This window comes from uncultured Flavobacterium sp. (assembly GCF_963974175.1).
GTDB lineage: Bacteria > Bacteroidota > Bacteroidia > Flavobacteriales > Flavobacteriaceae > Flavobacterium.
Map to the genome: position 1 here is coordinate 23467 of NZ_CAXBBR010000012.1, position 12933 is coordinate 36399.

The window sequence follows — 12933 nt, forward strand, 5'->3', positions numbered from 1 at the left end:
TAAAAACATAAACCCAAAACGAGCTTCCTACGGTTGCTGTTTTGGGTTTTGTTTTATACGGGCTTTTCCCTTGCGTGCTTTTCGTTGCTATCCTGGGCAGAATGTAACCCTCGGATAAAATCTATTTATCCCCATCACGCCCAGTCGGTCGAACTGCTCCTTGCGGATTAAACAAACTCCATTCATGCCAAATGTGGCAGAGATTGCCAATCCTATTTTCCACAAAAAATACGCAGAATAATTAAAAACACCTTCTAAATAAAAATTAACAATAATTTCGGTACCAAGAACTAAAAAGAATCCCTTTAAATATTTTAATTTAGCCTAAAATTTAAGAATACAAAACATATTTTCATGGACAATGAAACCTTTATCTTCTGCCTCGAAGGTGTTCCTGACGTAGATACCATTACAACTACTGAGGTGGTAAAAAACTTAGAAAATTTTGCCCTTGAGCATAATATCGCTAGTATTTACAAAACCTGCGATACCATTGAAGGACTAGAAGAAAGCTTAGGTGCTTTGCTCTATGATGATCATAATTTCAAAGATTATGTCATCATTTATTTGGTAATGCCTGGACAAGAAAACAATATTTGCTTACATGATTATTACTATAGCTTAGAAGAAATTGCCGAGTTATTTGAAGGGAAATTAAGAGGGAAAATTGTTCATTTTTCGAATAAAAAAATTTTAGACTTAACGGCAGAGGAAGCGCAATACTTTCTAGACATCACTAATGCCCGTGCCATTTCAGGTTATGGAGAGTCACTGCATACCTTGAGTAGTATTCACCTAGACAAAGCTTTTTTTAGCTTATGTGAAGAACAAGATGACCTTGTTGAAATAGTTGAAGAATTACATCAAAAACATTATGCACTTTGTAAACTCCTCGACTTTAGAATGTATTACTAGAAAACAACATCCAAGTGCATTCACTTTTAATTTTCCATAAAAAAAATTGCCGCGAATTTCACAAATTGACACAAATTTTTAAACTTAAAAAAGACTAATTCCACAAATTTTGGTCGCGCTAAATGTTTATTATTATTTTAATAATACCTGTACTATTTATAAAACAGTCCAATTGTCAGTTCGAGAGGAGTCGAGAACCACTATTGCATCTTGACTGCGCTCGAACTGACAAAGATTAGTTTGGACTTTATTGCATTTGTAATTGGTATGGATTATATATCAACCATTTACATAAAATTCACTAACTTTAGTAGATGAAAAAACATTTCAATATTATTATAGCAGGAGCTGGAGGTATTGCTGAGGCTGTTAGTTTAATTTTAGCCGAATGGAGTGATGTCACCCCAACACTTTTTATTGGAGATAGGACATTTTTAAAAGCTAAAAAAGTAGCCAATTGGGTCGAAGAAGGAACTACAAAACCTTGTGCCGTTAAAGCGTTTGATCTTAGCGAAACAGGAATTACTGACGAAATGAAAGACATCTTTCTACAGGGAGATATTATTCTCGATTGCCTTCCGGGAAGTGTAGCCCCTAGAATTGCCCAATTTGCAAAAGATTTCAACCTTCACTATGCAAATCTTACTGAATATGTTGCCGAAACGGAAGAAATTATAGCTTTGTCTAAAAATACTGATACTGGTTTTCTATTGCAAACGGGCTTAGCCCCAGGATATATCGATTTACTGGCCCATGAATTATTTCAACAATTTCGAAATGACTACAAGGTAAACTCTGTCCACACGCTAGAATTTAAAGTTGGTGCCTTAACTAAACATGCCGTAGCGCCCCACTTTTACGGATTTACTTGGAGTCCTGTAGGTGTGGCAACCGAATATCTGAAAGATACCATTGTACTGAGAGATTATGTAAAAACCACGCTACCCTCCTTATCAGAAAGAGCTAACATAATTATTGATGGCATTACTTATGAAGAAGATCTTACCTCTGGAGGTGCCGCCGATCTACCCGATGCCTTGTCTGGAAAAGTGTGTAGCCTCGATTATAAAACGCTGCGTTATCCCGGTCATTATGCTTGGGTCGACAAGCAAATTAAAAAAAGAGGCACTACAGAAGCTGCAATTAAAACGCTTCAACAAAAAATGCAAGAGGCAATTCCGCATATTGAGGACGACCAAATTATATTGTATGCCGCCGTAGAAGGCAAAGATATCGAAGGAATTTTACGCCGTCGCGAAATAGCCAAAACCATATTTCCACAAAAAATAGGGAATCACCAATTAAGAGCCATTCAAACTACTACCGCAGCCCCTTTGGCGCAAGCCGCACAATTACTGCTCGAAGGTAAGTACAAAGGTGCTCTTCTACAAAGCCAAATTGACTCAGCAGCATTCCTTAATGGGAATTTTGTTTCTAGAGTATATGGAAAAATATAACGTTCAATTTGTGTAAAACAAACTTTCATTTTCAATACAAACAAAATGCATTTTTTTTGTAATATTACGCTCTATTAAAGCATAGCAAATATTCGCAAATAATGAGAGCCTACTACATCAATAATGGAAAGGAAAATGGTGGTCCTTTTACCTTAGACGAATTAAAAAACGAACACCTAAATAAAGCTACTTTAGTTTGGTACCAAGGAATGGACGAATGGAAACATGCCCATGAGATAGAAGAACTTAACTCTTTTTTTAAAGTAATTCCTCCACCTATAAAACAAGTTATTGCTACTCCCGAAATAGAACAACAAGAAACTTCTGCAACCATTTTAGGATTAAAGAAAAGTCACTTTTTTTTAGCAATATCATTTTTAGCCATTTTTACAGTCGTATTTGTTCTCAATGTCCTTCAAAATAATAAAAGAAGCGAATTAGATTTGAAAAACAAACAAACAGAATTTAGTAACGAAAAAATTACACTGGAACAAAACGAATTTAATGAGCAGCGGATTCAAGACGAAATTAGAAAAAGAATAGCATTAGAAAATAATAACCTTAGAAGAAGAGATTCAATTAACAGTCGCATTACTGAAATAAAGACCTTACTTATTGACAATAAAAATCAATTAGAAAAGGCAAAAAGTGACTTAATTGATGCCGAAAAATTTAAATTCTTTCGATCTGAAAATGAAAAAATGGAAGAAATGGGTTTATTACAAAATGATCTTCAAAACCTAAAAACTCAAATAAACCAATTAGAAAATGAATCGGACAGATTGTATTTACAACTTGAAACGATTCATTAATAACCCATTCCTTAAAACAGACACTTAAATAACACCCTTTTAAAAGTATACTGAACAGACTAAATTACAATAATAGCGCAGATACAGCAGATTTAAGACGGTACAGATTTTTTAATCCTAAAATATCAATCTGTCGAAATCTGTTTTATCTGTGTGCCAATTATTATACTTGGTATAAAAAGATATTATAAAATCAATCACATTTTAGCCAACCTGTAATACTCATTCTAGTATTTTGAGTCACTAAAACTTCATGAAGTAATTCATCACTTTTAAAGAAAACAGTCTTTCCTTGTGTAGGCGCAATTTTCTGGTTATTATTTTCTTGATGAATTAGTAATTCTCCTCCATCAGCCGGTTGCCAATTGTCATTTAAATAACTAATCATCGAATATTTCCGACTAGGGTTATTATGAAATTGATCAAAATGCTCGAGGTAAAAATCCCCTTTTTCATACAAAGAATAATGGAATTCATAGCCCGTAATTCCAGTATAACAACTCTCATTTAAGTAGGCAATAAAAGCTTCGATTTGTTCAAAAAAAGCATTTTCAAATTCATTATTGTGCTTTTTATCCAACCAATAAATAGAATCACTGCGCACTGCGTTATCATAAGTAATCACTTCTGAATTTCCTGTTCCTGCGACAATTAGTAAATTTTGTTGATTTAAGGCGAGTAAATTTTGCTTTAAGCTATTGGCCAAGTCATCGCTTAAAAAATGTTCAGATATACCTACTTTATTCTCAATATAGGAGGTAATTAAAGCTTCAAAGCTATTTTCCATTGTAGTACATTGACCGAAAGTGATGCCAACGGAGCAAGGTAGCCTAAAAAGAAATAGCAATAGGTTTTTATAAACTAAACTTGATATCCAATAAAATGCAAGAACAAAAAAAAGGATCCAGAAGTGAATCTGAATCCATTTTTATATTTAATAAATGTTCTATTATAGATTACAATTTACTGATATAGCTTCCATACATATCCTTAAACTGATAGCCATCCGTTATTCTGTCTTTGCTCAGTTTTTTATATTCTACCATTGCCCATAAAATAAATTCTTTCATGAAGAATTTGTCTTCGCTATCTAATTGGGGTTGGTATTTCTTAACTAATATTTCCAGAGGAACTATTGATCCCAGAATTCTTTGATACTCCTCGTCCGTTGCGTCGTCCAATAATTCAAAACCGCTTTCGGCAAAAAACCATTCTATTAAATCTGTATAGGCCGTTTTTTCATCTGGTTTCTCTAATTTTTCAATTTTAGGAAAATATCCTGGGAAAAAAGTATGAATTGCTGAACCAATCAGGTTTTGAGCTACATAAGCTGCTCCCTCCTGCTCTCCTTCATAAACCAACTCTACCTTACCGGTAATCGATGGAATAATCCCCATAAAGTCAGACAAGCGCAAGGTCGTTTTATCAACTCCTGCTCTGAGCGCGCGACGTTCTGCCGTACTTAACAAGTTCTCATAAGCGGTTATACTCATACGGGCACTTACCCCACTTTTATTGTCAATATATTCACTTTCTCTGGCTTCAAAACTGATTTGTTCTAATAAATCTTTGGCCAAAGAGGGAACGTGAACCATATCGCTCTGAACAACATCCAGATTTGCTTCCTGTTCTGTAATAGTTCTGGCAATCTGTACCGTTTCAGGATAGTGCGTCAATATTTGGGAACCAATTCTATCTTTCAACGGAGTTACAATATTCCCACGATTGGTATAATCTTCAGGGTTTGCAGTGAATACGAACTGCATATCCAATGGCATTCTCAATTTGAATCCTCTAATTTGAATATCACCTTCTTGCAAAATATTAAACAAGGCCACTTGAATTCTAGCCTGTAAATCTGGTAATTCATTTATCACGAAAATGCAACGGTTAGCACGCGGAATCATCCCAAAATGAATAACACGATCATCAGCATAAGACAGTTTTAAATTTGCTGCTTTTATAGGGTCAATATCACCTATTAAATCGGCAACAGTTACGTCTGGTGTAGCTAATTTTTCAAAGAAGCGATCACTTCTATGCAGCCATGAAATAGCAGTTGCATCTCCGTTTATCGCAATTAAATCTTTGGCATAACGCGAAATCGGTTTCAAAGGATCGTCATTGATTTCTGAACCGGTCACAAACGGAATATACTCATCCAATAATTCAACCATTTTTCTGGCTAAACGCGTTTTGGCTTGACCACGAAGTCCTAATAAATTGATGTTATGACGCGATAATATAGCACGTTCTAACTCTGGAATCACCGTATTCTCAAAACCGTGAACACCATCAAATGTTGGTTTTCCTGATTTTATTTTCTCACGAAGATTAGTACGCAATTCTTCTTTTATACTTTTACTTTGATATCCTGAAGCTTTTAATTCGCCTAATGTATTTATGTTTTCTATTTTCATTTTTTTAATATGTTTAACCGCTAAATGCGGGAAGTCTTTATTCTAATTTTTAAACTTAATTTATTGAATCTAACTACAAAGGCCGAAGCAAAGTTAATTAAGCCTTTTTTATTCTTATACTCTATTTTCAACAGCTCGACTGAGCACTAAAAACTGAACACTGAATACTACTTAATTCTCTTCTTACGATTGGTCTCATAATCTTCGAAGATCATTTCTCCCAGTCCTTTCAGTCCGGTGTAAAAGGCTTTTCCTTGATTGGCTTCCGTGAACTTGTTGACAAATTGCTGCAAATACGGATCATTTGCAATCATGAACGTCGTGATGGGAATATGTAATTTTCGGGCTTGTTGTGCCTGACTATAGCATTTATCGACAATATATTCGTCAAGGCCATTACTGTTCATATAGTAACTACCATCTTTTTCGCGAACACAGCTCGGTTTTCCGTCCGTGATCATAAAAATTTGTTTGTTGGTATTTCGCTTTCTTCGCAGTAAATCCATTGCCAATTGCAATCCCGCTACCGTATTCGTATGAAAAGGACCTACCTTCAAGTACGGCAAATCTTTGATGGCAATCGTCCATGCATCATTTCCAAACACTAATATGTCTAAAGTGTCTTTTGGATAACGCGTGGTAATCAGCTCAGCCAGCGCCATCGCCACTTTTTTAGCAGGCGTGATTCGGTCTTCACCATACAAAATCATACTGTGGCTTATGTCAATCATCAGCACGGTACTCATCTGGGATTTGTACTGAGTATCTTCAACAACCAAATCATTTTCGGTAAGCATAAAGTCCTCCACTCCGTTATTGATTTGGGCGTTTCGCAAACTCTCGGTCAAGGAAATTCGTTCCAGGCCGTCGCCAAAATGAAACTCCCTAAATTCTCCCGTATGCTCATCCCCATTGCCGGAATGTTTTGTTTTGTGATTTCCGTTTCCAGAGCGTTTCAAGTTTCCAAAAATCTGGTCTAAAGCTTGTTGCCTGATCGCTCGTTCTGTTTTAGCCGTTATTCCAATACCAGAAGTTCCATCGTCCTTTAATTCGTCTCTGATGTATCCTTTTTTCTTTAAATCTTCTATAAAATCGTCGATGGTATAGTGCTCATCTGTTAGTTTATATTCCTTATCAAGTTCCCGCAACCAGTCAATTGCTTCGTCAAAATCTCCTGAAGTATGAGTGATTAATTCCTTGAAAATTCCAAAGAGTTTATCAAACGGAGACTGATTTGGTGCCTCATATTGCTTGAAGTAGAAACCTTTTTTATTATCATTTTTCATAGACTTTAAAATTACATCATTTTGAAACAGCGCCTTGGCAAACGATTATTAATTTTTAGTTAAAAAAGAGTTTGTTGTTACATTCCTTACTAATCAGTTTGTGCTACAATAAATAAGTTTAATTTTATCGTTTTAAAAAATTAAAATGGAACCACTAGAACATTGGGGAATCTTTCTATCCAATCAGGTCGATAAAAATGCCTTTATAGAAACCATTCTTTCTGGAAAATCCAGGGCAGAACTAAGTACTTTCAATACTAAAACAGGAATCCTTTTTTCGGACATAGCCATAGACAATTTCATTAAAAAGGAATACCAATATGACACCGTTGGAAGCTCATTTGATACCTCAAGAAAATTAAGAACATTTTCATCTGGCGAACGAAAAAAAGTTTTTCTAAACTATTGTATCAACCAAGAACCTCATTATATCATTGTAGATAACCCGCTAGACCATTTAGACCAAAACTCCAGAGATGAAATTACGCTCACATTACAGCAATTAGCTCAAAAAACGCATTTGATTCTAATAGTAAACCGTCAAAGTGATTTACTTCCCTTTCAAGTAAAAAAAGCGCACATTAAAGACAATTCATTCGTATTAAACGAAATAAATTCAATACGTAAGGAGCAAAAAATATTTAAAGCGAATAGCATTCCTACTCCTATCATAAACATTATTTTCGAGGAAGAAATTCTAATACAGATGAATAACCTTAGTGTGACTTATCATGAAAAACCTATTTTAAAAAATATTGATTGGACGATTAAAAAAGGAGATTTTTGGCACTTATTAGGCCCTAATGGTTCTGGAAAAAGCACTTTGCTCTCCTTAATAACTGGAGATAATACAAAAGGCTACGGACAGGATTTATATCTCTTTGGTATAAAGAAAGGAAGCGGAGAAAACATCTGGGATATAAAAAAGAATATTGGCTACTTTTCGACTGCAATGACTGATTTATTTCAAAAAAATGATAGCCTCGAACAAATGATTCTATCTGGTTTTTTTGACTCCATTGGCTTGTACACCCAGCCCTCAATTTTACAAAAAAATATAGTGTCTCATTGGCTTGAATTGATTCATTTAAGTCCACTTAAAAATAAACCTTTCAAAACACTTTCCATAGGACAACAAAGACTTGCCCTCATTGTGCGTGCGGTGCTCAAACATCCTCCTCTATTAATTTTGGACGAAGCCGTCGAAGGCTTAGATGATGAAAATGTGGCTTTGGTGGCACAGCTTATTACCCTTTTATCACAAGAAACAAATATGGCAATTTTATACGTTTCTCATAGAATTGAGCCTAATATCACTCCTAAAACAATTTACGAACTAACGCCTAATACAACCGGTTCAACCGGCAAAATTAGAACTTAAATGACGAATTCTTTTTTGGGCGTGACCACAAGGGTCGTTCTTTACGCTCTCAATCTCTCTCTTCCCGTTCTAGAAACGAGAATAGAGAGGATTTCCGCTGCAATCTCTCACGCAGTTAAGCGGTCTAATAAAATTCAGAATAATTAATAAAACTCTCCGTCAACATAGAACCAACTTCCGTCTTCTAATTTAAAAGTAGAATGTTCATGATGAATTTGTGGCTGAAGTTCGCTATCAAGATAAAATGCTTTAAAAGTCACGGTATAAACAGTAGCCGCTACAACTGCTAATTTAATCCACTTATTGCTTTGAGACCATTCTAGAATATCCTCTTTTTTATGCTGTTTTCTAGTAGAAAAGTGAGTGGTAACAACTAAATAATCTGCTTTTTGGGTAGCAAATGCCGAATAACGTGAGCGCATTAAAGCTTCTGCCGTGGGTGCTTTTTTGATTCCGTTAATGTAAACTTCACAACATTGACTAAACTCCTTTAGGGAACCGCAATAGCATTTTAATGTTGTCATATAAATTATGCCTGTCCGTTAAGAGCGACTATCTTTTGGTGCAATTGATTTAACAGTACTTGGTATTTACTGATTTCAATCAAATCCTCGTCCTCATCTGAAAAATCAAGAAAATCGTCTAATTGCTCACTTACTTCCGCTAATCTATTATTTGCTTCTTTTCCGTTCTTAGCTGCAATCAAATCAATTATTTCCTGAACATTTTTGTTCAATAAAATGAATTTTTCGTTTTCCATTATTTCTTTAATTATATCGTATCTGAATTTTTAGTGTCGTGGAATTTTTTTACAATTTGTTTTAATTTTTCCTTGCGAAGAATTTCTGCATTTTTAACCCTATCCTGTGCTTTATGCAGCTTATCGTTGTGCTTTTTGATATTCTTTTCGTTATTCCTGCTCATAATAATTTGTTTTTCAATCCGTTTCTATACTACCAGTTCTTGACGAACAACGTCAATAATGAATCACTAAAAAAAATAACATGGGTATTTATCTTAAATGGAAGATTCTCGTACTACAGAATTCTTCGGCAAAGTTCGGCATTTTAATTGAAACTGATAGTACGCTCATGTAACTAAACATAATCTTTATACCAATGGTTTGATCAAAAAACTCAAATCAACTACTGATTAATAGACATTAAAGCAATGAAAATTAATAATTTAATAACATTAGTTATTGGTTTATAAAAAATAAAAGAGATAATTTAGTTGGTAATTTTGTTTACTTGCTATTTAGAACAATGACCAGACACTAAACTTACTTATTCAATAGTATAATTAAGTTTCTATAAATTTACGGTTTTCCGTAATTTCTTATATATTTATAAAATCTTTGTAATTTAAATTGTAAAACATTGAAAGTTTCCGAAATTTATCAAATAGCATAAATGAAATCTGAAAATAATAGATTAAAATTTTACAGTTTATTTATAACAAAGCCCAGAACAACAGGCTTCGTTACGTTCCTATTATTGAGTATTGTTGTTGGTTTTATTGGCTTTCAGCAATATAAAATAGTTAAAGAAGATGAACATCGTGCAATGAGGAATAAGCTTCAAGTTATTAATCAAAACATTGAACAGTCGCTTAAAAACTCTTACACCACTACACTAACACTAGCCCTTACCCTAAATGATCAGGGAATTCCTGAAAATTTTGACAGTATTGGAAAGAAATTAGTAGCTTCAAATCAAACCATCTCTGCAGTACAATTAGTACCTAATGGAGTAATTCGATTTACCTATCCCGCAAAAGGCAACGAAGCCGCAATGGGTTTAAACATTTTAAAGTCAGTATACCTTAGAGAAGAAGCCTTAAAATCAATTCAAAGTCAGAAAATGTACTTTGCCGGACCCATTAATTTAAAGCAAGGTGGAGTTGGGATTGTAGGACGCCTTCCTGTATTCCAGAATAATAAATTTTGGGGTTTTTCAGCAGTTATCATTAAATTAGAAGACTTATTGAAGTCCTCGGGGGCATATAACATAAACCGTTCTAAATATTACTTTCAGTTTTCAAAGGTAGATCCTACTACTCAAAAAGAGGTCTTTTACCTACCCAAAGAGAACGAATTTTCAAAAAACTATAGGGTATCAATTGCTATTCCTGACGGTGATTGGGAAATACATCTTACTGCTAAACATCAAAACTATTTATATAGCCAAATTGTAGTACCGGCCATTTTCGGTTTGCTTTTAGCTGCATTATTTGCCTTTTTAGTAACCATAATGTTAAAAAAACCGGCAGAATTACAGCTGTTAGTCGAAAAACAGGCAGCGAACCTTATTAAAAGCGAAATAAAATTCAAATCTATCTTTGACCAAGCTGCTGTGGGTATAGGCTATATAGATTCCTTAGGTGGCTATTTCCTGGAGATTAATGAAAAATATTGCAAATTATTGGAATATTCAGAGCTAGAATTACAAAATAGAACTTTTCAATCCGTAACGCATCCCGACGACTTAAACGAAGATCTATCCAATTTGGAAAAGCTGAAGCAAGGCACGATCAGAGAGTATTCAATGGAAAAACGATATATAACCAAGTCCGGAAAGATTATTTGGACTAATATTACCGTTTCTCCACTTTGGAATATTGATGAAAAACCATCCAAACACATTGCGATTGTTGAAGATATTTCATTAAAAAAAGAAGCAGAAAAGTTAATTAAAAAAACTGAAAATCATTTTAAAAGTCTTTTTGAAGACTCTCCTTTACCGTTAAGAGAAGAGGATTTCTCTATGGTCAAATCTTATCTTAAAGAACTTAATTTAATGAATCAAAAAAAGGAGACTGTAGAACATTACCTCCTTAGTAATCCAAAAGAAACCAATAAACTACACTCCTTAATCAAATTAGTAAATGTCAATAAAGCTTGTCTAAAATTATATAAAGTAAACTCGAAAGAAGAATTGCTAAAGGTCAAATCTGAATTATTCAATCGTAGCTCTTATGAAGATTTTACGAAACAACTTATCGCCACCACTCAAAACCATGGAGAAGTTGTTTTAGATACTATTATCAAAAATTCAAAAGAAGAATTACGCTTCATTAATTTAAGATGGAATGTAATAAGAGGATATGAAACATCATTAGACCGAATTATTGTTTCTAATGAAGATATAACAGAACGGAAAACGGCGGAGAAAATCATTATTGATTCACAAAGAAGAACTGAATCTTTAATCAATACGATTGATGGAATTGTCTGGGAATGCGATATTGAAACCTTTTCTTTTTCTTTTATCAGTAAAAAAGTAGAAAACATACTGGGCTATACAGATGAAGAATGGTTAGCAAGTCCTACCTTTTGGGCTGACCATATTTATCATGAGGATCAGGAATCGGTAATCAATTATTGCATTTTAAAAACAAGCCAGAATTTAAACCATGATTTTGAGTATCGAATGATTGCCAAAAATGGTTCAGTTGTTTGGCTGAGGGACATTGTGACTATTGTTTTTGAAAATGACAAGCCCTTCGGCTTGCGCGGAATTATGATTGATATTACCAAAAATAAAGAAGCAGAGAAAGATTTAAAGAATTCTTTTGACCTCGTAACAGAACAAAATAAAAGGTTATTGAATTTCTCTTATATCGTCTCTCATAATTTAAGATCGCATACCAGCAATATTGCATCAATTATGTCCTTAATTGAAACTTCTGAATCTGAAGAGGAAAAAGACGAGATGTTACTATTATTAAAATCAGTATCTAATTCATTAAACGAAACGATGTTGCATCTTAATGAGGTTATAAACATTAGAAATAACATCGGCTTAATATCGGAGTCTTTAAACTTAAAAAACTATTTAGAGACAACCCAAAATGTTCTTTCTGAACAAATAACTGCCAAACAAGTAACAATCGTAACAGACGTTCCAAGCGATGTAATGGTGAATTACAACCCTGCTTATTTAGAGAGTATATTACATAACATAATATCTAATTCCATTCGCTATAGTCATCCAGATAGGGAACCTCTTATTGGTATTAAATGGTTAATTGAAGACGAAATGAACGTGCTCCAAATTTCGGACAACGGAGTTGGAATTGATCTTGTGAAAAATGCCGACAAAATTTTTGGGATGTACAAAACATTCAGTAATAATCCCGAGTCAAAAGGAATTGGATTATTTATTACAAAAAACCAAATCGACGCTATGAACGGAAATATTACAGTAGAAAGTAAACCAAACATTGGTACCATATTTAAAATCTACATCCGATGACAAAAAAGAAAATATGGGTGATTGACGATGATACCATTTACCAAATTATCGTCACTAAAATTATTCAAAAAACAAATTTATTCTCAGTTACTTCTTCTTTTTACGACGGTAAGGATGGAATAGAAGCTTTGATTCATGCAATAGAAAATAAGGAGCCACTTCCAGACATCATCTTATTAGATATCAATATGCCAGTTATGGACGGATGGGAATTTATGGAAGAAATGGAAAAACTAAAACCTTTACTAAACGAACACATTAGTGTCTATATCTCCAGTTCATCTATCGCCATTGAAGACAAAAATAAATCAAAAACCTATGCTTCAATTTTAGGCTATTTATCTAAACCTATTACTAATAACGACATCGAATTAATTGCTTCTAATGATTAAAATGCCATACAGCA

General features: G+C 33.9%; 12 protein-coding genes. 6 read left to right on the top strand and 6 right to left on the bottom strand.

Annotated elements, in window-relative coordinates:
- The first annotated feature begins 354 nt into the window (after window positions 1-354).
- The 3 genes from AAC069_RS15360 to AAC069_RS15370 all read left to right on the top strand — a co-directional run bounded on the left by AAC069_RS15360 (window position 355) and on the right by AAC069_RS15370 (window position 3184).
- The gene (locus AAC069_RS15360) at window positions 355-915 is read left to right on the top strand and encodes a DUF6642 family protein (protein WP_339921319.1); all 561 of its coding nucleotides are present in this window, start codon (window positions 355-357) and stop codon (window positions 913-915) included.
- Window positions 916-1229: 314 nt separating this feature from the next.
- Window positions 1230-2372: a saccharopine dehydrogenase C-terminal domain-containing protein gene (locus AAC069_RS15365; RefSeq protein ID WP_339921320.1), complete on the top strand. Its 1143-nt coding sequence runs from the start codon at window positions 1230-1232 to the stop codon at window positions 2370-2372.
- Window positions 2373-2473: 101 nt separating this feature from the next.
- A complete protein-coding gene (locus AAC069_RS15370) occupies window positions 2474-3184 on the top strand; it encodes a GYF domain-containing protein (protein WP_339921321.1) in 711 nt (236 codons plus the stop codon).
- Window positions 3185-3377: 193 nt separating this feature from the next.
- Here the strand turns inward: AAC069_RS15370 and AAC069_RS15375 are convergent, their stop codons facing one another.
- From AAC069_RS15375 to AAC069_RS15385, 3 genes are all read right to left on the bottom strand, one after another.
- Window positions 3378-3971 carry a 2OG-Fe(II) oxygenase gene (locus AAC069_RS15375; protein WP_339921322.1) on the bottom strand — a complete coding sequence of 198 codons (594 nt, stop codon included), beginning with the start codon at window positions 3969-3971 and terminating at the stop codon, window positions 3378-3380.
- Between the two features lie 169 nt (window positions 3972-4140).
- Window positions 4141-5604 (bottom strand): AAA family ATPase, encoded by a 1464-nt coding sequence (locus tag AAC069_RS15380; RefSeq protein WP_339921323.1) that lies wholly within the window; start codon window positions 5602-5604, stop codon window positions 4141-4143.
- A gap of 167 nt (window positions 5605-5771) precedes the next feature.
- Window positions 5772-6890 carry a VWA domain-containing protein gene (locus AAC069_RS15385; protein WP_091093442.1) on the bottom strand — a complete coding sequence of 373 codons (1119 nt, stop codon included), beginning with the start codon at window positions 6888-6890 and terminating at the stop codon, window positions 5772-5774.
- A gap of 145 nt (window positions 6891-7035) precedes the next feature.
- Here AAC069_RS15385 and AAC069_RS15390 point away from each other — a divergent pair, with 145 nt between their 5' ends.
- Window positions 7036-8271 (top strand): ATP-binding cassette domain-containing protein, encoded by a 1236-nt coding sequence (locus tag AAC069_RS15390; RefSeq protein ID WP_339921324.1) that lies wholly within the window; start codon window positions 7036-7038, stop codon window positions 8269-8271.
- A 143-nt stretch (window positions 8272-8414) separates the two neighbouring features.
- Here AAC069_RS15390 and AAC069_RS15395 read toward each other — a convergent pair whose 3' ends face one another.
- Genes AAC069_RS15395 through AAC069_RS15405 form a run of 3 tightly spaced genes read right to left on the bottom strand, consistent with a single transcriptional unit; the run spans window position 8415 to window position 9195 of the window.
- Complete coding sequence (locus AAC069_RS15395) at window positions 8415-8795, bottom strand: YchJ family metal-binding protein (RefSeq protein WP_339921325.1); 381 nt, start codon at window positions 8793-8795, stop codon at window positions 8415-8417.
- Between the two features lie 5 nt (window positions 8796-8800).
- Window positions 8801-9031, bottom strand: a complete 231-nt coding sequence (locus AAC069_RS15400; RefSeq protein WP_339921326.1) for a hypothetical protein — start codon at window positions 9029-9031, stop codon at window positions 8801-8803.
- Between the two features lie 11 nt (window positions 9032-9042).
- Complete coding sequence (locus AAC069_RS15405) at window positions 9043-9195, bottom strand: hypothetical protein (protein ID WP_339921327.1); 153 nt, start codon at window positions 9193-9195, stop codon at window positions 9043-9045.
- A gap of 488 nt (window positions 9196-9683) precedes the next feature.
- Between AAC069_RS15405 and AAC069_RS15410 the strand changes: the two genes are divergently transcribed.
- Window positions 9684-12527, top strand: a complete 2844-nt coding sequence (locus AAC069_RS15410) for a PAS domain S-box protein (RefSeq protein WP_339921328.1) — start codon at window positions 9684-9686, stop codon at window positions 12525-12527.
- Window positions 12524-12919, top strand: coding sequence for a response regulator (locus tag AAC069_RS15415; RefSeq protein ID WP_339921329.1), 396 nt, complete (start codon window positions 12524-12526; stop codon window positions 12917-12919). The genes AAC069_RS15410 and AAC069_RS15415 overlap by 4 nt, the downstream gene beginning before the upstream one ends.
- Window positions 12920-12933 lie beyond the last annotated feature (14 nt).

What these genes read in the sequence shown, in the direction of transcription:
- AAC069_RS15360 (WP_339921319.1), top strand. Translation starts at nt 355, where the DNA reads ATGGACAATGAAACCTTTATCTTCTGCCTCGAAGGTGTTCCTGACGTA.
- AAC069_RS15365 (WP_339921320.1), top strand. Translation starts at nt 1,230, where the DNA reads ATGAAAAAACATTTCAATATTATTATAGCAGGAGCTGGAGGTATTGCT.
- AAC069_RS15370 (WP_339921321.1), top strand. Translation starts at nt 2,474, where the DNA reads ATGAGAGCCTACTACATCAATAATGGAAAGGAAAATGGTGGTCCTTTT.
- AAC069_RS15375 (WP_339921322.1), bottom strand. Translation starts at nt 3,971, where the DNA reads ATGGAAAATAGCTTTGAAGCTTTAATTACCTCCTATATTGAGAATAAA.
- AAC069_RS15380 (WP_339921323.1), bottom strand. Translation starts at nt 5,604, where the DNA reads ATGAAAATAGAAAACATAAATACATTAGGCGAATTAAAAGCTTCAGGA.
- AAC069_RS15385 (WP_091093442.1), bottom strand. Translation starts at nt 6,890, where the DNA reads ATGAAAAATGATAATAAAAAAGGTTTCTACTTCAAGCAATATGAGGCA.
- AAC069_RS15390 (WP_339921324.1), top strand. Translation starts at nt 7,036, where the DNA reads ATGGAACCACTAGAACATTGGGGAATCTTTCTATCCAATCAGGTCGAT.
- AAC069_RS15395 (WP_339921325.1), bottom strand. Translation starts at nt 8,795, where the DNA reads ATGACAACATTAAAATGCTATTGCGGTTCCCTAAAGGAGTTTAGTCAA.
- AAC069_RS15400 (WP_339921326.1), bottom strand. Translation starts at nt 9,031, where the DNA reads ATGGAAAACGAAAAATTCATTTTATTGAACAAAAATGTTCAGGAAATA.
- AAC069_RS15405 (WP_339921327.1), bottom strand. Translation starts at nt 9,195, where the DNA reads ATGAGCAGGAATAACGAAAAGAATATCAAAAAGCACAACGATAAGCTG.
- AAC069_RS15410 (WP_339921328.1), top strand. Translation starts at nt 9,684, where the DNA reads ATGAAATCTGAAAATAATAGATTAAAATTTTACAGTTTATTTATAACA.
- AAC069_RS15415 (WP_339921329.1), top strand. Translation starts at nt 12,524, where the DNA reads ATGACAAAAAAGAAAATATGGGTGATTGACGATGATACCATTTACCAA.